Raw genomic sequence first — 20,592 nt, forward strand, 5'->3', positions numbered from 1 at the left:
GCGCCGCATCCATCTTCCCGCCCGGAACCATGATCTCGGACGCCGCCAAGGACGTCCTCATCAAGCTCATGGTCAACCTCGGCTTCGAACCGGCGGCGGCTCAATGACGCTGAGAACCCGCTAAACGGGGCACGGGCGTCAGAGGAAAGCTCTCGTCCCGTTTTATACCATGACAACAAAACGATCCGTCTCTCCGGGGGCGGATCGTTTCTCTTTTTCTGCGCCTGGGCGGGTGCCCCTGGGGTACCGCTCGCATAAGCTCGCATGCCCTCACGTTTCGATGAGCCCCGCTCATCGAAACGTGGTATTCCTGGAACCTAATGCCGATTTAGAATAGCGCATAACTTATTGGCATGATCCTCCAATCTCGGGATTCCGCGAGGATCGGCCGCTTACGCAAATCATTCCAAAAGAAAATACTTCCCTTTCCCCGGCGTATTCCTACCATTGGTCGTGTGATAATCGATCTATCCGAGATATCACCAAACAAATGGCAATATCGTTGCGGCGACAGCTTCATCCGTCTTGCCGGGACAATAAGATCATGACGTCAGGCACTCATTTCCACGAATATCCAGACCCCGATTCCCGCGCCTCATGCACGGTATCGGTTCGGCATCGCGCATCGCACGGAGGCCTGTCATGACGGGGGCCACGATCGAAGGCGTTCTCGCCGTCATCGGCGCGGGCACGTGCCTTTACTGGATCTTTCGCATCCTTGCCGCATTCCTGCGCCGGATACAGCCGCCGCCCGAGGAAACCGCATCGGAAGGACAAGCCGTTCCCGTTATGACGAACGGCGTCGGCCCTCAGGTCAATGACGATATCGTGGTCATCGCCGCGGCGGTGGGCGCCATGATGTCCGGACATCGCATAGTTCATATCCAAGACACCCACAGCGGCGCGAGTTGGTCGGCGGAAGGCCGGTGGATGCACCAGACCTCGCACAATCTTCACTAAAGTACCGCTCGCACGCCAAGGAGCCGCTTCATGTTCAAGAAGTTTCGCATCACCGTCGAAGGCCGTCCCTACAACGTCGTCGTAGAAGAGTTGTCGAGCGACGCCACCGAACCTGCGCCTGCCCTGCCGGCCGCCTCTCCCGCCCCCGCACTGTCCGCAGCGCCGGCGCCGGTTGCCGCCATTGGCGCCCCGCCAGCGCCGGCGGCGACAGTGGCGTCCGCGCCGGCCCAGGCCGGTGACGAGGTAGCCCCGCTGGCCGGCGTCATCGTCTCCATCGAAGTGGGACTGGGCGCCCAGGTTCGGGTCGGCGACCGCATCGCCGTCATCGAGGCGATGAAAATGAAAACGGATGTTTTCGCCAAGCATGGCGGCACGGTGACGAGAATCGCCGTATCCGCCCATGAGGGGGTCGAGACCGGCCAAGTCCTGCTGACCGTCGGATGACCGGCCGATCGAAGCGGATCATGCCGGGAACGAAGGAGTATCGAAGATGATTGTTCCCGATTCCATCGAGGGCGCCGTGCTGCTCAGCGTCATCGACTTCACCTTGAGCATCGTCATGATTTCAGGCATCGGCTTCATCCTGGCGTTGTTCCCCCTGTTCAACCGCCTGGGCAAAGTCGACGAAGCGAAGCTGCGCCAAGGCCAGCACTGATCCGGGGGCATAAACCGTGTTCGAACAATTGATCTCCTTCGCGGGAGCGCTGGAAGCCCAGACGGGATTGAGCCAGTTCTGGTGGGGCAACGTGGTGATGATCGCCATCGGGGCCGGCATGATCTATCTGGCGGTCAGCAAAGGCTATGAACCGCTGCTGCTGGTCGGCATCGGCTTCTCCTGCATCATCTCCAACATTCCGGGATCCGACCTGATCCTGCCCGGCGGCCTGTTTCATTACGCCTATCAGGGCGTCGCCCTGCTGATCATCCCGCCCCTGATCTTCTTCGGCGTCGGCGCCATGACCGATTTCGGTCCGATGATCGCCAATCCGAAACTGGTGATTTTGGGGGCCGCCGCCCATCTGGGCATCTTCGTCGCCCTGATCGGCGCCAAGGCCCTGGGCTTCACCATTCATGAAGCCGGCGCCATCGGCATCATCGGCGGCGCCGACGGTCCGATGGCCATCTTCGTGACCATGAAGCTGGCCCCTCACCTGCTTCCCCAGGTTTCCGTCGCCGCCTATTCCTACATGGCCCTGATGCCGCTCATTCAGCCGCCGGTGATGCGTCTTTTGACCACCCATGAGGAACGGCTGATCACCATGAAGCAGACCCGCCCGATCAGCCGGTTGGAAAAGATCGCCTTCCCCATCGTCATCGGCGTCATCGTCAATTTGTTCTTTCCGCCGGTGGCGCCGCTGATCACCATGCTGATGCTGGGAAACCTGTTCAAGGAGGTGCTGGTCACCGACCGTCTGGCCAAGACGGCGGCCAACGACGTAATGAACATCATCATCATCATCCTGACGGTGGCCATCGGCTCGACCATGGCGGCCGACAAGTTCCTCACCGTCAAGACTATCGAAATCGTCGTTCTCGGCCTGGTCGCCTTCGTCTTCGGCACGGCGTCGGGGGTGGTCGGCGCCAAGATCATGAACCTCTTCCTCAAGGAAAAGATCAATCCGCTGCTGGGTTCGGCCGGCATCGCCTCAGTGCCGATCGCCGCGCGCGTCTCGCACATCGTGGCGCTGCGCGAAAACAAGGAAAACTATCTGATCTACCACGCCATGGGCCCCAATCTGGCCGGCGTCTTCGGCACCGCCATCTCGGGCGGCATCATGCTGGCGCTCCTCGGCGTGAAGTGAGAGGTGCGGAGTCGACGTGGCAACATCATTCCAGGAACCACGGGAGACCTTACCCAACGGCCTGCTTGGCGAATTGTGACGAGACACCGACGCGTGGCGTGATTACCATTCGTCATCCGGCGGCATCGTCTCGTTGTCGGCCCCCGCTCAAGCGCAAGAATGAAAAATACGACCATGACGTCACCCTCCGATATGCCCCCTCCACCGCTCCTGGTACCCGCATTGGCCAAGGCGATGTCCATCATCGACATCGTGGCGCGGGAACCGGGAATCACGTTCAGCCAGATCCAGAAAAACAGCGGCCTTGCCAAAAGCTCGACGCATCAGCTTATTTCGTCTCTCTGCCAGTTGGGTCTGCTCCAGGTCTCGACGGACGGCAAGCATATGCTGGGACTTCGGCTGTTCGAACTGGGCTCGATCGCCGCCAGCCAACGCATCGTCGAGCGCGAGGCGCTGCCCTACCTGCGCGCCCTGACCAACGATGTGCAACTGACCTGCCATCTGGGCGTCCTGGAGGGGCATGAGGCGGTCTATCTCGCCAAGGTCGACGGAAACTTGCCGATCAAGGTCAACACCTGGGTCGGAAAGCGGGTTTCGCTCTACAGTTCTTCGCTTGGCAAGGCCTTGCTGGCCTGGCTCCCCGAACTGCAACTGGACCAGGTCCTGACACATGTCGACTGGAGGATAAACACGCCGAACACACTGCCCGACGCCCGCGCCTTGAAGGAGCATCTGGCCCTGGTCCGCAGCCGGGGATGGGCGACCGACGACGAGGAGGACGTCCCGAACATCCGATGCGTCTCCGCTCCCATCCGGGACATGCGCGGCAACGTCATCGCGGCGATCAGCGCCGTCGGCACCATCTTGCAAATCGACGTCGAACGCTTCCCCGAACTCGCCGCCCAGGTCTGCGCCACGGCTGAGAAAATTTCGACAGCCCTCGGCCACCGCTGAAAAGGCGGCCACGTTTTTTTTGCGGGGGGGGGGCCTCCGGAACCCGCATATCCTACAGTTTCGTCAAATCTTGCTCACGATTCTCTAAGTAGATTCCCGGGGTGCCCGACGCGTGCGGGAACCTTTAATATCCACCGGTTTTAACGGTCAGCCCACTCGGGGAAAACCAGAGTGACCGGGCAAGCATGCGATTCCGGGAAGCCGATCGCAGAGGCTCAACGCGAAGAGCGCATGGCGCCGGAATGGGGGCCGCTATTCGGCAGTCGGCATCGCAACGGCTGATCCAGCCTCACCCCATCGAAAGAGCGAAAAGATGGACGACGGTACGCAGAGCTCCCCGATTCGGGCCGACGAGCATGTGCAGGCAGTTTCCGAATTGCACAGCCAGCCTTACCACCGGAAAGCGACCCCGGTTCAGCGCTTCCTCGACTCCGCGGTGGCGAAACTAAGCCATCCCGCCTTGGTGATGGTGTTGACTTTGGCCATCATCGGTTGGATCTCGCTCAATCTGGCCATCCTGTGGACGGGGGGCCATCCACCCGATCCGCCCCCCTTTCAGTGGTTGGAGGCGGCAGCCTCCGTCGCCGCCGTTTATATTACGGCGCTCATCCTGACCACGCAGCGCCGCGAAGATGGACTCGCGCGGCATCGCGATCAACTTACCCTTGAACTCGCTATCCTGGGTGAGCGCAAGAGCGCGAAAATCATTGAACTTTTGGAAGAGTTGCGCCGAGACAGTCCACACGTACAAGATCGCGTCGACAGTGACGCGACGGCGATGGCGAAGCCCGCCGACCCGAGCGCCGTGCTGACGGCGATCGAGGAGGTGAACCGGGTGATCGCCGAGGAGAAGAACTGATGCTCGACCGTTAGGGCGAGCAAGTCATCCCCGAGTCTATCGACGTCAGACCGATCATCGCACTGTTCGAATTGAGTAGTTTCCGACTCTGCCTCTCCTGCTTCGGCGAAGCTACGATTTTGATGTGGCGACCAGACGAGGCTGGCCGCGTGGCAACAGTGATGTTCTCATGAAAGAGAATGTGATCGTTCACAAGTCCTCGGCGAGCCAACCACCCTGAAATGTTCCCGACACGAAGAACTCGCTTTATCAATTGAAGATCAACCTCCGGAGACGATAACATGGCGGCATCCAGCGCATCTTTGCATGAGGACCCGGCGCGACTCGGGCCCGAAGCGATCGATCGCCACCGGGCGATCGTATCCATCATGGAGGAGCTCGAGGCGATCGACTGGTACGACCAGCGGGTGCAGGCGACCGACGACGAGGAATTGCGCGCGATCCTTGTTCACAATCGTGACGAGGAAAAAGAGCATGCCGCCATGCTGCTGGAATGGCTGCGCCGTCGCGACGCGGCCTTAAGCGGCTTCATGAAAACCTATCTGTTCAGCGATGGTCAAATCACCGGACTGGAGGCCGCGGCGAAGACCGCGACCACATCGCCCGACCTCGCGGCCGATGAATCCCTGGGCATTGGCGGTTTGCGCGGAGAGGCATCATGAATAATCTGTATCGCGAACTCGCTCCTGTTTCCGCGCCGGCCTGGCTGGAGATAGAAAAGGAGGCGCAGCGCACTCTCAAGACCATGCTCGCCGGAAGACGGATCGTTGACTTTGTCGGTCCTCAAGGGTTTGCCGTCTCCGCCGTCGGAACCGGACGGGCCGTATCGATCCCGCCGCCACACGGCGCCGTCGAAGCGCATCTCCGGCAGGTCCAGCCGTTGGTCGAGATCAGGGTTCCATTCGAATTGCCGCGAAGCGAGATCGAGGCGATCGACCGTGGCGCTGCGGATGCGGACCTTGATTCAGTCATCGCCGCGGCGCGGCGAATAGCGATTGCCGAGGATGTCGCCATCTTTCACGGTTATCCGGCGGCCAATATTCTGGGCATTTGCCAGTCGAAGGCAGGCAACGGTTTGCCGCTCGGCGATGATTTTAAGAGCTATCCGACGATCATTGCAGGCGCCATCAACAAACTTCGCGATGCCGGGGTCGACGGGCCTTATGCGGTGGCATTGAGCGAGCGGTGTTACACCGGTCTTACCGAGACGACCACCGGGGGCTATCCCGTTCTCGATCATATCCGCCGCATCGTCGAAGGCCCCCTTGTCTGGGCGCCGGGCCTCACCGGTGTGGTCGTCGTCTCCCTGCGGGGAGGCGATTTCCAATTGGTCGTCGGGCGGGATTTCTCTATCGGCTATCTCGACCACGATGCGAAAAAAATTGGCCTCTATATCGAGGAGAGCTTCACTTTTCGGCTGCTGTCGCCGCAAGCGGCTGTTCCGCTGGCCCATGAAGGGAAGAACGCGGCATAAGGTCCGCCTCCCCGATTCGGGGCATCCATGCCGTATTTACGGCTATTTCCAAGAATAACCTAAGCATATCAAGGTAACTATCGGAAATTCCATTGGAGATAGAGGCAACTCATGCAACCAGTAAAAGATAATGTTGGACGAGGGATAAACATGCGTTCGCCACCTTCAAGAACCGAGGAGGCGTTCCCGAAAAACGCATTAGCCGATCCCAACGACCTTGCGATTGGTGACCGTTTTGAAAAATGCGGCCGCATAGTCATCAAATGGCAGGTCGACGCGATAACCCGTCTTCCGCATGTCGGCAAGATTGTCACGTTAGCCGAGGTCGAGGGCACGGCGCGCATTCAGGTTTTTGCCCCGGACCTCTTCATCATGGGCTTTCATCCCACCGACAAACACACATCGTCAATCACAACGCCGTGAGACACGGCCGGTTGTTGCAATTGCTTATGCGAAACGCATGAGCGTCTTCGAGAATAGGGACTCGCTGGCCGGCTTTCCCGAGTCCAAATACAGCAACTGCATGATCCTGGATGGCGGGTCGGCTCTCGTCCGTGCCCGCCTCTGAAAGCGGAGACCGTGAAAAAGGACTTTCCCATCGTCTGTGTGGGCGGTTCGGCCGGTGGCCTCGACGCCTATATTCGATTGCTCCGGGATTTGCCGGCGGATATGGGAGTCGCCATCGTTATTGTTAATCATCTGAGAATCGTTGCCACGCAACTCCACGAGATTCTTCCCCGTTATACGGAGATGCCGGTTGAGCTGATCACGGAAGGACTATCCATCCAGCCCGACCATGTGTTCATCATCCCATCTCAGCGCGATTTGCATGTTCTTGACGGAGAATTTCGTCTTAAACCAATCTCGAAACCCAGAGGATGGCCGGACGTGATCACGGTTTTTCTGCGTTCCCTGGCCCATCACTGGGATGGCAGGCTGATCGCCGTCATTGTCTCCGGGTATGACGGCGACGGCTCCGCCGCACTGTGCGGTATCAGGGACGTCGGGGGTATTACCATCGCACAGACGCCCGACACGGCTTGGCAACCGGAGATGCCGGCAAGCGCCATCGCAAGCGGGTGCGTCGATTTCATTTTGTCACCCGAGAATATCGCTCGGGAAATAGTGAGAATCGCGCAGGAAAAAGCTTAGCCGACCCTATCGCCGAATGCCGTTACCGGAGCTTCCGGCCGGTGTCGGGCTCTCATTGGCTCAGGAACGACTACTTCTACCGCCGAGAACACCGAAGAACCAGAGTACGGCGACAATCAACAGCACGAAGCCAAGAGCTCCACCCAGTCCGGCGCCGCCGTAAAGTCCATATCCGTAGTACCCACCGCCGCCGCCGAATATGAGAAGCAACAGTACAATTACAAGGATCGTAGGCATTTATAATCTCCCCGTACGCCAAATTCTTTCCGGCATACGATTGATGGATATTACGATTTCAGTGAACCCCGGACGGCGTCCTTCACCCCTCCGATGGCGTTCTGCACGCGTCCTTCCGCCTTGTCCCTTTTGCCATTGGCGGTCAGTTTGGCGTCGCCCAAGGCTTTGCCCGTCGCTTCTTTGATGGCGCCCTTTGCCTGTTTGGCGGCGCCGGCGATACGATCTTTGTCCATGTTGCCGTTTCTCCACTTTCCAATGCCATTGCGGGCAGATTTTTTGAGAAGCCTCCGCAGCCAAAGGAGGGCGGAGGCTCTCACCAATAACGTCAGGTTCAGAATAGGGGCCAATCCGGTAAGCGCGGAAGGATCGGAATTTACTTAGGGCTTATCGCGAAATCATCGCTCCCAACCCTCTTGATTCCATCGCACGCCTACGCTCCGCTACGGCGGGCGAGAAACGCCGCCCGGGTCTTGCGCCATGGCCGGGAAGATTTCGGGAGCCCTCGGCCAGCCCCGAAAAAAGACCATTCCGGCGGCCACGCCTGGGGCGGACCGCCGGAACATTTGCATATTCTATAGTTGGAACTTTGAAATCGAATCACGCTCCGGTCGGGATGGTCAGCCTTCGACGGCGGCCGACAAACCCGCACCGGCCCGATCCCGGTTTTCCGCCAGGGACATCGGCCGGTCGAAATTGATGCTGAGCGAGCAGAACAGATAGCCGACAGCCGCGGCGCCGAAGAACATCATGGCGAAGAAATAGGATCCCGTCGCTTCGACAATGAAGCCGACGATGATGGGCACGATCGCGGCCGTCAGATTCGAGCAGAAGTTCATCGTGCCGCAAATGGTGCCGGCCACCGACTGCGCTCCCAGCAGTCCGGGGATGGACCAGTACATGCTGGCCCAGCGCAAGGGAAACAGCGCCGTGCTCAGCAAAACGATGACCATGACGGGATCGCTCACCCTGGTGACCGCGAAGACGCTGGCACCCGAGACGATGGCCGAAATGGAGAACATCGTATGATAGATGACGTTGGGTCGTCCGCCCGCCTTGCGCCAGCGGTCGGCAATCAGCCCGCCCAGTTGCTGCCCCACGAAGCAAAGGAAGAACATCAAGGCGACGGCGCTTCCCATCTCCTTGAGATTGAAGCCGTGGGTCGCCTGCAGATAGGAAGGCGCCCAGACCATCAGGCCATAGAAGACGGTGCTGTAGCAACACCACCCGCCGATCAACGCAAGAACATTGCGCTGGCGCAGATAGGGACGCACCGTCGCGAAACTGAGCCGGGATTCGCTCTTCACGGCGGCGCTGTGGTTGGTCGCCTCGATATAGGCCCGTTCCAAGGCATTGACGCCGCGATGCTCGGAAGGCCGGCTACGGATGAAATAGAAGGCGAACACGCCGGCCAGGACGGTGCCCAGGCCGGCGATCAGGAACGCCGCACGCCACGATCCGAAGAAGCCGATCAGACCGGTGATGATCACTGCCCCCACCGAGGTGCCGAGAGCGGCGCCGCCATCAAGCAGCATCGACCCGCGCCCGCGTTCGTTGGGGGTCAGCCAGACCCCCATCAGTTTCGCCCCGGCGGGCATGATCGGGGCTTCCGAAACGCCGAGCCCGACGCGCGTCAAGGCGAACGTCACATAGTTGCCGCAAAGCGCCCCCAGTCCCTGGAAAGCCCCCCAGACGACCGTCGCCGTTCCGATCAGGGTCCGCGGACTGAACCGGTCGGCCAGAACGCCACAGGGAAGTTGCATCAGCGCATAAGCCCAGAAAAAAGCGCTTTGCAGGAGCCCGATCACCCGGGCATCGGTAATATTGTAGTCCTGGCTGATATAGGGAACCGCGATGGATAAGGAACTGCGATCTATATAGTTGATGGCCCCAAGCACCATCATCAGGATGAATATCCTCCACCTTACATTCGTCGGTTTGTTTTTTTCGGTTGATTCTATAGACACGATTATCCTCCACACCAAAAAGAGGTTTTTATTATTTTATAACCTCTTCGCCATTACATGATCGCGCCGACACTCCAGGGGGCAAACTCGGTGTCGCCGTAGCCAAACCGCTCGCTTTTGCTGGCGTCCCCGGAAGCGACCCGCAACATCAGACGGAACAACTCCTCGCCCAGGGATTCGATGGAATCGGTTCCCTCCATGACGCCGCCGCAGTTGAGATCCATGTCTTCGCCCTGGCGCTGCCACAGCGCGTTGTTGCTGGCCAATTTGATGGACGGCACCGGCGCGCTTCCGAAAGCCGAACCGCGTCCGGTGGTGAAACACATGAGATTGGCCCCGCCGGCGATTTGCCCGGTGGCGGCATAGGGGTCGTAGCCAGGGGTGTCCATGAAGACCAGTCCGTGGGCCTTGACCGGCTCGGCATATTCGTAGACGGCGTTCAGACTCGTGCTGCCGCCCTTGGAAACCGCCCCCAGAGACTTTTCCAGAATGGTGGTGAGACCGCCGACCTTGTTGCCGGCCGAGGGATTATTGTTCATCTCGGCACGGCCGCGCTGGCAATAGTCCTCCCACCAGCGGAACCGCTCGAGCAATTTCTCCCCGACCTGGCGCGAGGCGGCGCGGCGGGTCAACAGATGTTCGGCACCATAGATTTCCGGGGTTTCCGACAGGATCGCCGTCCCGCCCTGACGAACCAGCCTGTCGACGGCATATCCAACGACCGGATTGGCGGAAATGCCTGAACAGCTGTCCGAACCGCCGCATTCCAAGGCGACGACGAGTTCGCTGAGCGGAATCGGCTCCCGCCGGATCCGATTGACCAGCGGCAGCATTTCTTCGATCGCCGCGATCCCCTTGGCGATGGTCTTGCCGGTGCCACCCGTCTCCTGGATGGTCATGGTGCGGAACAGCGGTCCTTCCTCCAAGCCCTCGCTTTTGATCAGATCGGCGATCTGATTGGTTTCGCAGCCCAGGCCGATCATCACGACACCGCCGAAATTGGGCTGCCGGACGTAGCCGGCCAGCGTCCGGCGCAGCATCTCCAGATGCTCGCTGCCGCCGCCGACGGCGCATCCCAGGCTGTGCGTAAGCGGCACCACACGGCCGACATTGGGAAAGTCGGCCAATCCCGTCATACGGAAATGATCGGCGATCATCCGCGCCGCCGTGGCGGCGCAATTCACCGAGATCAGGATGCCAATATCGTTGCGCGTTCCGACTTTGCCGTTTTCACGACGGAAACCGAGGAACGTCTCGATCTCGGAATCGCGCCGGACCGGCCGATATTCCTCGCAAAAAGCGTAATCCTTCTGAAAATCGCCCATCCCGAGGTTTTGCAGATGGACATGCTCGCCGGACCGGATCGCCCGCGTGGCGAGGCCGATACCCTGGTTGTAGCGCTTGACCATATTGCCGGCCGCGACGTCGCGCCGCGCGATCTTGTGACCGAGCGGAATGTCCTCGGCGGCGGTCAGGCCCGCCTCGTCCAGCACCTCTCCGGCGGCGATCTTGCGACGCGCGATGGCAACGTCATCGTTGGCGTGCAACACGATGATGGGACTGCTTTTCTCCATGATTATTTTCCTTTGGCTGAAAGATGGCCAGACGATCTCTTGGCGTCGAACCGTTGGTTAGACCTTTTCGCCGGTATCAGACGTGACTGGCGGACAATGCGAGGCCGGCGGCGAAGTCGGGCAAAGCCGCCTTCAGGATGGCGGCGACGCGTTCGCGCCCCTTCGTGTCCAGTTCGCGGGCGGGGGCCAGAACATCGCGGGGAATGGAGACGCCGGTCATCCGGATCGCCTCCTTGATGGGACCATAGACGGGCGTATCGACCCGATAGATCGCCATCAAGGCGGCGATTTGCCGGTGGGCGGCGAACATCGACGGATAATCGCGACGCAGGAAAGCCTGATAGAGTCCGCAGGTAACTTCCGGCGCGAAGTTGGCCGTCCCCGGAATGGCTCCATCGCCGCCCAGGATCAGATTGGGCAACAGATGGTCGTCGAATCCGGAAAAGACCATGAAGTCCGGACGCTCCGGCTTGACGTCCAGAAGGATCTGCTGGGTATGGGACATCGCTTCGACGGAATCCTTGATGCCGACGAAGTTCGGACAGGTGAGCGCAACCTCCCTGACCAGGGCGGGGCCGACGTCCTGCCCCGTCATGCCGGGATAATTATAGAGGAACAACGGCATGTCGACGCCGTCGGCGATCTCCCGGTAATGGGCCAGGAGATGGGTTTCCGACAGCGGGGTGTAATAGGGATTGACCACCAGAGCGGCGGCGACCCCGACGGATTTCGCATGACGGGCCAGCGCGATGGTTTCCCGGGTACTTGGCGTGCCCACGCCAGCGAGCACGGGAACACGCCCTCCGACCTCGGCGACCACCTGCTCCAGGATGTCCTTGCGCATGGCGACATCCATCTGGCTGAACTCGCCGGTGCTTCCCAGAACAAGGACACCGTTGACGCCCGCCGCGATCTGGCGCTTCAACAACGCCCGCATGGCGGCGGCATCAAATTTCCCCTGCGCATCGACCGGCGTCACCAACGGGGGAATCACCCCGCTCAACCGAACATTGATCATCATTTCATCCTTGCGACCTGCTCCAAGGCGACCGTGAGGCCGGCCTGGTGATTGGATTTCGAACCGGAAGGGCATGCCCTTATTTGTTCTATATACAGAACTTATGTTCTGCATGCAGATCGATCCTGCCGCCAATCGGGAATAATGGTCAAGTCCATCTTTTCGAAAGGCGGAACAAAGCCATAATGTTCTTGACTTGTTCGCTCCGCTGTCTCAAGGATTTCCCGCATGGGGGAGCAACAACGCATCCTGAGTGACGCCGAACGCCGCGACTGGCTGCGCCTCTATCGCAGCGAAAACGTCGGACCGGCGACGTTTTTTCGATTACTGGACCGTTTCGGCACGCCGGCCAAGGCGCTGGAAATGTTGCCGGGGATCGCCCGGCGCGGCGGGCAAAACCGTCCCTTGCGAATCTGCGGCATGTCCGAGGCCGAACGCGAACTCGACGCGCTGAGACGTTTGGGCGCCCGCTTGATCGCCTCGGTCGAAAGCGATTTCCCGAAGGCGCTGAAACCTCTCGATACCGCCCCCCTGATCACCGTGCGAGGCCGCGCCGCTCTGTTAAACACGGACGCCGTCGCCATCGTGGGAGCCCGCAACGCCTCCGCACTTGGGCGCAGGATGGCCAAGGGGCTGGCCATCGATCTCGGCGGCAACGGTTTTGTCGTGGTCTCGGGCATGGCGCGGGGAATCGACACCGCCGCTCACGACGGCGCCCTGCCGACTGGCACCATTGCCGTTCTCGCGGGCGGCGTCGATAACGTCTATCCGCAGGAAAACCGCGGCCTCTACGAAAGACTTTGCGCCGAAGGCTGCGTGATATCGGAAATGGCCCCAGGCACCGTTCCCCAGGCCACCCACTTTCCCCGGCGTAACCGCCTGATTTCAGGATTGGCCCGGGGCATCGTGGTCGTCGAGGCCGCTCCGAAATCCGGATCCCTGATCACGGCCCGCATGGCGTTGGACCAGGGACGCGACGTTTTCGCCGTTCCCGGCTCGCCTTTCGACCCGCGCTGCCAGGGAACCAACGGTCTGATCAAACAGGGCGCCATCCTGGTTGAAACGGCCGCCGACGTGCTCGATGTGCTCTCTCCACCCGGAGCATTCCGCCATTCATCAGCCCCCGCCGAGACCCTCGGCACGGTGGAACCGGCCGAAGGCGAGATGTCTCAGGCACGTGAAATCGTCATTCCGGCCCTGAGTTTCGCCCCCGTAACGGTTGACGAAATCATCCGTCAATGCCAATTGTCACCGGCCGTGGTCTCGATGGTCCTCATCGAGTTGGAACTCGCGGGACGGTTAGAGCGTCATTCCGACAACCGGATTTCGCTTCTGCCGTAAGAGAAAAAACAGAAACTCCTGCCAAGAATATTTTTGGAATCCCATGAAAATCGTCGTCGTCGAATCGCCTGCCAAGGCTAAAACCATCAATAAATATCTGGGCTCCGGCTATACGGTATTGGCCAGTTACGGCCACATAAGGGATCTGCCCGCCAAGGACGGCTCTGTCCGTCCCGACGACGATTTCACCATGGATTGGGAAACCGACCCGAAGTCGGAAAAGCACATCCGAGACATTGCCCAGGCCCTCAAGGGCGCCGAAGGTCTGATCCTCGCAACCGATCCGGATCGCGAAGGCGAGGCGATCTCCTGGCATGTCCGCCGCGTTCTCGAAGAGCGCAAGGCGCTGAAGGGCCTTGACGTCAAACGCGTGGTGTTCAATGAGATCACCAAGACGGCCATTCTGGAGGCCATGCGCAATCCGCGCGATCTCGATCAGGAACTGGTCGACGCCTATCTGGCCCGACGGGCGCTCGACTATCTGGTCGGCTTCACCCTGTCGCCGGTGCTGTGGCGGAAGCTTCCCGGCTCCCGTTCGGCCGGCCGGGTGCAATCGGTAGCGCTGCGCCTGATCTGCGAACGCGAAGGCGAGATCGAGAATTTCAGGGCCCAGGAATATTGGACCGTCGAGGCCGATTTCCTCACCACCCGCAAGGCGCAGATCACGGCGGGGCTGACCCGGCTGGACGGCGCCAAGCTCGACAAATTCGATCTGAAGGACGAGGCCTCCGCCAAAATGGCGGAAGCCAAGGCGCTGGCCGCCCGCTATCATATCGACACGGTCGAGCGGAAGCAGGCCAAGCGCCATCCCTCCCCGCCCTTCACCACATCGACCCTCCAGCAGGAGGCTTCCCGCAAGCTTTATCTGCCGGCCAGCCGCACCATGCAGGTGGCGCAAAGGCTCTATGAGGGCATCGATATCGGCGGCGAGACGGTCGGCCTGATCACCTACATGCGAACCGACGGCGTACAGATGGCGGCCGAGGCCATCGGCGCCGCCCGCTCTCTGATCGAGAAGCAATATGGCGCGGCCTATCTGCCCTCCGCGCCGCGCATATACAAGACCAAGGCCAAGAACGCCCAGGAGGCGCACGAGGCGATCCGTCCGACCGACGTCTCGCGGCGCCCGGCCGACGTCGCGGCCTACCTCGATCGCGAGCAGATGAAGCTTTACGAACTGATCTGGCGGCGCACGGTGGCCAGCCAGATGGAAAGCGCCATCCTCGACCAGGTGGCGGTCGATATCGTCTCGGAAGACGCAAAGATCGGCTTCCGCGCCACCGGATCGGTGGTCAAGTTCGATGGCTTCCTCACCCTCTATCGTGAAGACCGCGACGATTCCGAGGAGGACGACGGCGACAAACTGCTGCCCGACGTCGCCGAGGGCGAGGCGATGGAGCGCAAGGACCTGCGCAAACTTCAGCATTTCACCCAGCCGCCGCCGCGTTATTCGGAAGCCAGCCTGGTGAAGAAGCTTGAGGAATTGGGCATCGGCAGGCCGTCGACCTACGCCTCGATCATTTCGGTGCTGCAGGAGCGCAGTTACGTCCGGCTGGACGCGCGACGCTTCATTCCCGAGGATCGCGGCCGGGTGGTCACCGCTTTCCTGGAAAATTTCTTCAACCGCTACGTCCAATATAATTTCACCGCCGAACTGGAAGATCAGCTCGACGACGTTTCCGGCGGCCGGCTGGAATGGAAGACGGTGCTGCGTTCCTTCTGGCAGCATTTCTCGGCGGCGGTCGAGGATACCCGCGAGCTTCGCGTCTCCCAGGTCCTGGACGCGCTGGACGAGGCCCTGGGGCCGCATTTCTTCCCGCCGGACGCCAGCGGCCACGATCCCCGCACCTGCAAGACCTGCAATACCGGCAGGCTCAGCCTCAAACTGGGCAAATTCGGCGCCTTCATCGGCTGCTCCAATTATCCGGAATGCCGGTACACGCGCCCCCTGACCATGGCGAGCAACGGCGACGGTCCCGCCGAAGAGGCGCTGGACGGCCCCAAGCAGTTGGGCACCGATCCCGTCAGCAACCTGCCCGTCACCTTGAAAAAGGGCCCCTACGGTCATTACGTCCAGTTGGGAGAAGCCGAGGAAAAAGGCGCCAAGCCGAAACGGGTCAGTCTTTACAAGGGATTGGAACCGATCGACGTCACCCTGGACAAGGCGTTGAAGCTGCTCGCCCTGCCCCGCCCCATCGGCACCCATCCGGAAAGCGGCGAGCCGATCACCGCCGGTATCGGAAAATTCGGCCCCTACCTCAAGCACGGCTCCATCTACAAGTCGCTGGGACGCGATGACGACGTGCTGGAAATCGGCATCAACCGGGCGGTCGAACTGCTCGCCAATGCCAAGGGAAAAACCCGGACGCCGGGGAAAACCCTGGGCGAGCATCCCGACGACGGCAAGCCGGTAGTCCAGAATTCGGGGCGATTCGGCCCTTATGTCAGCCACGACGGCGTTTACGCCAATCTGCCGAAAGGCAAGGACGACGTGACCTTCGAGGAGGCCCTCGCCCTTCTGGCCGCCAAGGTGGCCAAGGGCGGCACGAAGAAGGGCAAGACCGCCAAGGCCGCGCCAAAGGCGAAAGCGAAGGCGCCCGCGAAGGAAAAGGCCGAGCCGGCGGAAAAGAAAGCCGCGGTCAAGAAACCTGCCGCGAAAAAGCCCGCGGCGAAAAAGAAAGCGCCGGCCAAACCCAAGGCCACAGCGAAAACGACGACGAAAGAGTCATAAGTTAAGTCCGTCTTTTTCGTCATCCCCGCGCGAGGCGCATAGGCACTAACTTAACCCTCTCCCCTCGTGGGAGAGGGTGGCCGCCTTAGCGGCCGGGTGAGGGGAGCGCGCGTCGGCGCGACAATAAGACAAATGTTTGTTCCAACATATTCATGCCTCACCCTCCCGCTTCGCGGGCCCCGCCCTCTCCCACGAGGGGAGAGGGAATACTTTAAGCGCGAAAGCGGGGATTCCCCATGAGCAAGCCGCCCAAACATGTTCCCCTTCCCACCCGCGAGCAATTGCTCGAATTCATTCGCGAATCGCCCGGCCGCGTGGGGAAGCGCGAAATCGCCCGCGCCTTTCATCTGACGGCAGAAAATCGCAATATTCTCCGTCAGATGATCAAGGATCTTGAGAAATCAGGAGAAATAGAGCGCGGCCGTGGCCGGCGTTTCGCCGGGCCGGGTGCCTTGCCCGAGACCATGGTGGTGGAAATCTCGGCGATCGATGACGACGGAGAGCTTCTGGCCAAGCCCCTGACCTGGACCGAGGACGGACGGCCGCCAAAAATTTATATGGCCCCGGGCCGCCGGGGCGAGGCCCCCCTGGGCATGGGCGACCGCGTTCTGGCCCGCTTGCGCCGCATGCGCGAAGGCATCTACGAGGCACGCGCGGTGCGCCGCATCACCGCCGGCCCGGCCAAGGTCCTGGGCGTCTACGAACACACCGCCGACGGCGCGGGCCGGCTGCGGCCGACCGATCGCCGCCAGAAGGCCGATTATTCCGTCCTGCACGCCGATTCGCATGCGGCACAGCCCGGTGAACTGGTGCTGGCCGAGATTCTGCCGGGGGGCCGCCCCTACGGCCTGCGCCCGGCCCGCGTGGTCGAACGGCTGGGATCCATGGACAATCCCCGGACGGTCAGCCTGGTGGCCATCCAGACCCACGACATCCCCAACGAATTCACCGAAGAGGTGATCGCCCAGGCCGACGCGGCTCTGGCGGCTCCACTGGAAAATCGGACGGATCTGCGCATGATCCCCCTGGTCACCATCGACGGGGAGGACGCGCGGGACTTCGACGACGCCGTTTGGGCGGAAGCCTTGGAGGACGGCGGCTGGCACATCCTGGTGGCCATCGCCGACGTCGCCTGGTATGTCCGGCCCGGCGACGCCCTCGACCATGAAGCCTTTAAACGCGGCAACTCCGTCTATTTTCCCGACCGCGTGGTCCCCATGCTGCCCGAAGCGCTGTCGAACGGCTGGTGCTCGCTGAAACCCGACGAAGACCGCCCCTGCATGGCCGTCCATATCTGGCTCGACGCCGACGGCCACAAGCGGAGGCACGAGTTCGTCCGGGGACTGATGCGTTCCAAGGCGAGATTGACCTACGAACGGGTCCAGAGGGCCCTCGACGGGGCGCCCGACGAGGGCACCGCCCCCCTGCTCGAACCAGTGCTGAAGCCGCTCTACGGCGCCTGGCGGGCACTGTTCGCCGCCCGGGAACGGCGCGGCGTCCTCGACCTCGACCTGCCGGAACGCAAAGTGGTCATCGGTGCCGACGGACGCATCGAGAAGGTCATCCCGCGGGAACGCTACGACAGTCACCGGCTGATCGAGGACTATATGATCGCCGCCAATGTCGCCGCAGCCGAACAGATCGAAGCCACCCACCGCCCCTGCATGTACCGGGTGCATGACGTGCCGTCGCGGGAAAAGCTGGAAGGACTGCGCGACTTTCTCTCCACCGTCGGGCTGTCCCTGCCCAAGGGGCAGGTGATGCGGGCTTCCGCCTTCAATCAGATCCTCGCCGCCGCCCGGGAAACGCCCGAGGCGCATCTCATCAACGAGGTGGTTCTGCGCAGCCAGGCACAGGCCGTCTACAGCCCCGAAAACATCGGCCATTTCGGCCTGGGGCTGGCCCGCTACGCGCATTTCACCTCGCCGATCCGGCGTTATTCCGATCTTTTGGTCCATCGCGCCCTGATCGACGGGCTCAACCTCGGCGCAGGAGCGCTTCCGGCCGATTCCATCGAACGCTTCGCCGAGATCGGCGAACATATTTCCCTGACCGAGCGACGCGCCGCGGCGGCCGAGCGCGATGCGCTCAACCGCTTCACCACGCTATTCCTGGCCGACCGGGTGGGAGCCCGCTTTGCCGGGCGCATCAACGGCGTCACCCGTTTCGGCCTCTTCGTCACGCTCGACGAGACGGGAGCCGACGGGCTGATACCGGTCTCGTCCCTGCCCGAGGACTATTACATCCACGATGAGACCCGCCATTGCCTGGTCGGCAAGCGTTTCGGCCTGACCTTCAGCCTGGGCGACATCGTCGAGGTGGAACTGGCCGAAGCCAACGCCCTGACCGGCAGCCTGCTGTTCCAACTGCTGAACGGCAAGGAGGCCCCCCGCTCCAAGGTGCCTCCCCGCGGGGCCGATCCGCGGGACCGCGCCCGTCCGCGCGGCAAACGCCCACCGCCCAGGCGAAAACACTAGAATTCCCTGGAAAAATTGCGTCTCTTCAAGGTCTAAGCGTTGTTCCCGCTTAGACCTTTTTTGACCTTTTGCTTCAGTCACCATGCGAAAAACGCCGACCGCTCGTCGCTTTTTTCTGTACCAAAGCGAGATGCCCCGCACATAATTCCAATGACCATTCCGTCACCGACAAGTTCCTGCAGTGAGTGCCCCGTCCCCGATGTTTCGTTGGTATCTCGCCGGTAGTTTCTTCCTTGCCGCGGCATGCACGCCTTTCAGCGAAGCGTCGGTCAGCGCCAACGACACGACGATCGCCAGCCCGCAGGCGGAGCGCGTTCTGGCCTTTGGATTCGAGGCCATCAGGGAACGGTACCTGACCCCCGTCGTCGTCTCCAACCTGGCTCAGGAAGGCTTGCGCGGCCTTTCCTCCATCGATCCGTCCCTCACCATGGAACGCCAGGCCGGACACCGGCTCCGGCTGCGCTACCGCGATGAAACGATCGGCGAATATCCCATGCCGCCGAACGAGGATCCCAGGGCATGGGCGCATCTGGTCGTCGAGGTGGCGGCCGACGCCACCCCCCATTCGACGGCGCTGCATGCGATCGACCGCGAAAAGCTCTATGAGGCGGTCTTCGACGCGACGCTCTCCAAGCTGGACATCTTCTCGCGTTACGCGGGCGCCCAGGAGGCCGCGGAACATCAGGCGGCGCGCAACGGCTTCGGTGGCATCGGCATCCGTTACGAATTGCATCCCGAGGATATCGTCCTCACCGAGGTCATGCCCGAGACGCCGGCGGCCGAAGCGGACCTGAAAGTCGGCGACCATGTGACGGCCATCGACAATACAAGCGTCGCCGGCCTCGCCCAGCCGGCCATCTCGAAGCGGTTGCGCGGCCCCGTCGGCACCTCGGTCAATCTGAGCGTGCGCAAGAACGGCGCCGCCCCCACCCAGGTCAGCCTGGAGCGCAGCCTCATCGTCCCACCCACGGTCCGCCTGGCGATAAAAGACGGCATCGGCGTCCTCGCCATCACCAGCTTCAACAGCGGCACCGCCTTCAATGTCGGCAGCGCGCTGAAGAAGGCCAGGGCGACGCCCGGCTTCAGGGGAATCATCCTGGATCTCAGGGGCAATCCCGGCGGCCTTCTCGATCAGGGCGTGGCGGTGGCGGATCTGTTCATCGCCCACGGGCGCATCGTCTCGGCGAAGGGACGCCATCCCGCCTCGGTACAAAGCTACGACGCCAAGTCCGGGGATCCTGGCGAGGATATGCCTCTGGTCGCCCTGATCGACGGCGGCACCGCGTCGGCCGCCGAAATCGTCGCCGGCGCCCTCCAGGATTCGGGACGCGCCGTCATCGTCGGCACCAACAGTTTCGGCAAAGGGACGGTGCAGACCGTCGTCCGCATGCCCAACAAGGGCGAAATGACCCTGACCTGGTCGCGCTTCCATACCCCCAGCGGCTATGCCTTGCATGGCCTCGGCGTGCTGCCGACGGTCTGCACCGTCGATGAGCGCGCCCAGGTGGCAACCCTGACGGCCCCCTTGCGCGACAACCATCCCTCGGTGGCGGCCAACATCGCCCTGTGGCGCCAGACCGGGATCGATGACCAGCAACAGCGCAAGCAATTGCGCGCGGTCTGTCCCGCCGCCAAACACACCGACACGGCCCTGGATGTCGACGTCGGCCGGGAACTGATCCAAGACCGCGCACTTTACACCCATGCCTTGAGCCTTCTCGCCCCCCAGGCGACGGCGTCCAGCGCACCAATCCATAAACCGTAGGCGGTTCCGACCAGGACAATCGGGTAAACGCGCGCGAATCTGTTCTTCCGAAAGCAATTCTCGCCGCGTTGGCGCGATGAGCGGTGCGTCAGGAAAGCTGGCGCGATCCGGCCGGTGGAAGTCCGGCTCAGGTAAGGGGTAGCGCCCGCCTGGTAACGAGTGTTGCGGGGTCATCGGTGACGGCGGCCGCGAAGCGTACACAGTGATTGTGCGGGGTGTGGGATTGAGCCACGAAATGCGTACATTGCGGAGGCCGAGCCGGTCGCTCATGGCGAAGGCAATAT

The 20,592-nt window shown here is 61.7% G+C and carries 19 protein-coding genes; 14 read left to right on the top strand and 5 right to left on the bottom strand.

From position 1 onward, the window contains the following. The first annotated feature begins 642 nt into the window (after window positions 1–642). From CWS72_RS26540 to CWS72_RS26575, 10 genes are all read left to right on the top strand, one after another. Window positions 643–960, top strand: a complete 318-nt coding sequence (locus CWS72_RS26540) for an OadG family protein (RefSeq protein WP_146002898.1) — start codon at window positions 643–645, stop codon at window positions 958–960. 30 nt (window positions 961–990) lie between these two features. After that, window positions 991–1,404 (top strand): biotin/lipoyl-containing protein, encoded by a 414-nt coding sequence (locus CWS72_RS26545; RefSeq protein WP_101253686.1) that lies wholly within the window; start codon window positions 991–993, stop codon window positions 1,402–1,404. A 46-nt stretch (window positions 1,405–1,450) separates the two neighbouring features. Next, on the top strand, window positions 1,451–1,615 hold the full coding sequence (locus CWS72_RS28000; protein ID WP_158240837.1) for a hypothetical protein: 165 nt from the start codon (window positions 1,451–1,453) through the stop codon (window positions 1,613–1,615). Window positions 1,616–1,631: 16 nt separating this feature from the next. Then, complete coding sequence (locus tag CWS72_RS26550) at window positions 1,632–2,762, top strand: sodium ion-translocating decarboxylase subunit beta (RefSeq protein ID WP_101253687.1); 1,131 nt, start codon at window positions 1,632–1,634, stop codon at window positions 2,760–2,762. A gap of 174 nt (window positions 2,763–2,936) precedes the next feature. Continuing rightward, window positions 2,937–3,716, top strand: coding sequence for an IclR family transcriptional regulator (locus CWS72_RS26555; RefSeq protein WP_199176009.1), 780 nt, complete (start codon window positions 2,937–2,939; stop codon window positions 3,714–3,716). Window positions 3,717–4,029: 313 nt separating this feature from the next. Then, window positions 4,030–4,575 (top strand): DUF1003 domain-containing protein, encoded by a 546-nt coding sequence (locus tag CWS72_RS26560; protein ID WP_101253688.1) that lies wholly within the window; start codon window positions 4,030–4,032, stop codon window positions 4,573–4,575. 281 nt (window positions 4,576–4,856) lie between these two features. Beyond that, on the top strand, window positions 4,857–5,237 hold the full coding sequence (locus CWS72_RS26565; RefSeq protein WP_101253689.1) for an encapsulin-associated ferritin-like protein: 381 nt from the start codon (window positions 4,857–4,859) through the stop codon (window positions 5,235–5,237). Further along, window positions 5,234–6,049, top strand: coding sequence for a family 1 encapsulin nanocompartment shell protein (locus CWS72_RS26570; protein WP_101253690.1), 816 nt, complete (start codon window positions 5,234–5,236; stop codon window positions 6,047–6,049). The genes CWS72_RS26565 and CWS72_RS26570 overlap by 4 nt, the downstream gene beginning before the upstream one ends. A gap of 150 nt (window positions 6,050–6,199) precedes the next feature. After that, a complete protein-coding gene (locus CWS72_RS27580) occupies window positions 6,200–6,472 on the top strand; it encodes a hypothetical protein (protein WP_146002899.1) in 273 nt (90 codons plus the stop codon). Window positions 6,473–6,628: 156 nt separating this feature from the next. Then, a complete protein-coding gene (locus CWS72_RS26575; RefSeq protein ID WP_241911908.1) occupies window positions 6,629–7,201 on the top strand; it encodes a chemotaxis protein CheB in 573 nt (190 codons plus the stop codon). Window positions 7,202–7,261: 60 nt separating this feature from the next. Here CWS72_RS26575 and CWS72_RS26580 read toward each other — a convergent pair whose 3' ends face one another. The 5 genes from CWS72_RS26580 to CWS72_RS26600 all read right to left on the bottom strand — a co-directional run bounded on the left by CWS72_RS26580 (window position 7,262) and on the right by CWS72_RS26600 (window position 11,997). Next, a complete protein-coding gene (locus CWS72_RS26580; RefSeq protein WP_101253692.1) occupies window positions 7,262–7,438 on the bottom strand; it encodes a DUF3309 family protein in 177 nt (58 codons plus the stop codon). A 50-nt stretch (window positions 7,439–7,488) separates the two neighbouring features. Then, a complete protein-coding gene (locus CWS72_RS26585; RefSeq protein WP_101253693.1) occupies window positions 7,489–7,671 on the bottom strand; it encodes a CsbD family protein in 183 nt (60 codons plus the stop codon). 384 nt (window positions 7,672–8,055) lie between these two features. Further along, window positions 8,056–9,339, bottom strand: a complete 1,284-nt coding sequence (locus tag CWS72_RS26590) for an MFS transporter (protein ID WP_101253694.1) — start codon at window positions 9,337–9,339, stop codon at window positions 8,056–8,058. A 116-nt stretch (window positions 9,340–9,455) separates the two neighbouring features. Further along, a complete protein-coding gene (locus CWS72_RS26595; RefSeq protein WP_101253695.1) occupies window positions 9,456–10,976 on the bottom strand; it encodes a UxaA family hydrolase in 1,521 nt (506 codons plus the stop codon). Window positions 10,977–11,052: 76 nt separating this feature from the next. Beyond that, window positions 11,053–11,997, bottom strand: a complete 945-nt coding sequence (locus CWS72_RS26600) for a dihydrodipicolinate synthase family protein (RefSeq protein WP_158240838.1) — start codon at window positions 11,995–11,997, stop codon at window positions 11,053–11,055. A 225-nt stretch (window positions 11,998–12,222) separates the two neighbouring features. On the opposite strand from CWS72_RS26600, the gene dprA reads away from it, so the two are divergent. From dprA to CWS72_RS26620, 4 genes are all read left to right on the top strand, one after another. Then, window positions 12,223–13,335 (top strand): DNA-processing protein DprA, encoded by a 1,113-nt coding sequence (gene dprA, locus CWS72_RS26605; protein WP_101253697.1) that lies wholly within the window; start codon window positions 12,223–12,225, stop codon window positions 13,333–13,335. Between the two features lie 43 nt (window positions 13,336–13,378). Further along, window positions 13,379–16,066, top strand: a complete 2,688-nt coding sequence (topA, locus tag CWS72_RS26610) for a type I DNA topoisomerase (protein WP_101253698.1) — start codon at window positions 13,379–13,381, stop codon at window positions 16,064–16,066. Window positions 16,067–16,302: 236 nt separating this feature from the next. Continuing rightward, the gene (gene rnr / locus CWS72_RS26615; protein WP_101253699.1) at window positions 16,303–18,543 is read left to right on the top strand and encodes a ribonuclease R; all 2,241 of its coding nucleotides are present in this window, start codon (window positions 16,303–16,305) and stop codon (window positions 18,541–18,543) included. Window positions 18,544–18,742: 199 nt separating this feature from the next. After that, window positions 18,743–20,308 (top strand): S41 family peptidase, encoded by a 1,566-nt coding sequence (locus tag CWS72_RS26620; protein WP_101253700.1) that lies wholly within the window; start codon window positions 18,743–18,745, stop codon window positions 20,306–20,308. Window positions 20,309–20,592 lie beyond the last annotated feature (284 nt).

It is taken from the genome of Telmatospirillum siberiense (assembly GCF_002845745.1).
GTDB lineage: Bacteria > Pseudomonadota > Alphaproteobacteria > Rhodospirillales > Magnetospirillaceae > Telmatospirillum > Telmatospirillum siberiense.

Bases quoted from the DNA above. Each gene is read 5' to 3' on its own strand.
- CWS72_RS26540 (WP_146002898.1), top strand. From the start codon at position 643: ATGACGGGGGCCACGATCGAAGGCGTTCTCGCCGTCATCGGCGCGGGC.
- CWS72_RS26545 (WP_101253686.1), top strand. From the start codon at position 991: ATGTTCAAGAAGTTTCGCATCACCGTCGAAGGCCGTCCCTACAACGTC.
- CWS72_RS28000 (WP_158240837.1), top strand. From the start codon at position 1,451: ATGATTGTTCCCGATTCCATCGAGGGCGCCGTGCTGCTCAGCGTCATC.
- CWS72_RS26555 (WP_199176009.1), top strand. From the start codon at position 2,937: ATGACGTCACCCTCCGATATGCCCCCTCCACCGCTCCTGGTACCCGCA.
- CWS72_RS26560 (WP_101253688.1), top strand. From the start codon at position 4,030: ATGGACGACGGTACGCAGAGCTCCCCGATTCGGGCCGACGAGCATGTG.
- CWS72_RS26565 (WP_101253689.1), top strand. From the start codon at position 4,857: ATGGCGGCATCCAGCGCATCTTTGCATGAGGACCCGGCGCGACTCGGG.
- CWS72_RS26570 (WP_101253690.1), top strand. From the start codon at position 5,234: ATGAATAATCTGTATCGCGAACTCGCTCCTGTTTCCGCGCCGGCCTGG.
- CWS72_RS27580 (WP_146002899.1), top strand. From the start codon at position 6,200: ATGCGTTCGCCACCTTCAAGAACCGAGGAGGCGTTCCCGAAAAACGCA.
- CWS72_RS26580 (WP_101253692.1), bottom strand. From the start codon at position 7,438: ATGCCTACGATCCTTGTAATTGTACTGTTGCTTCTCATATTCGGCGGC.
- CWS72_RS26585 (WP_101253693.1), bottom strand. From the start codon at position 7,671: ATGGACAAAGATCGTATCGCCGGCGCCGCCAAACAGGCAAAGGGCGCC.
- CWS72_RS26590 (WP_101253694.1), bottom strand. From the start codon at position 9,339: ATGATGGTGCTTGGGGCCATCAACTATATAGATCGCAGTTCCTTATCC.
- CWS72_RS26595 (WP_101253695.1), bottom strand. From the start codon at position 10,976: ATGGAGAAAAGCAGTCCCATCATCGTGTTGCACGCCAACGATGACGTT.
- CWS72_RS26600 (WP_158240838.1), bottom strand. From the start codon at position 11,997: ATGATGATCAATGTTCGGTTGAGCGGGGTGATTCCCCCGTTGGTGACG.
- dprA (WP_101253697.1), top strand. From the start codon at position 12,223: ATGGGGGAGCAACAACGCATCCTGAGTGACGCCGAACGCCGCGACTGG.
- topA (WP_101253698.1), top strand. From the start codon at position 13,379: ATGAAAATCGTCGTCGTCGAATCGCCTGCCAAGGCTAAAACCATCAAT.
- rnr (WP_101253699.1), top strand. From the start codon at position 16,303: ATGAGCAAGCCGCCCAAACATGTTCCCCTTCCCACCCGCGAGCAATTG.
- CWS72_RS26620 (WP_101253700.1), top strand. From the start codon at position 18,743: ATGTTTCGTTGGTATCTCGCCGGTAGTTTCTTCCTTGCCGCGGCATGC.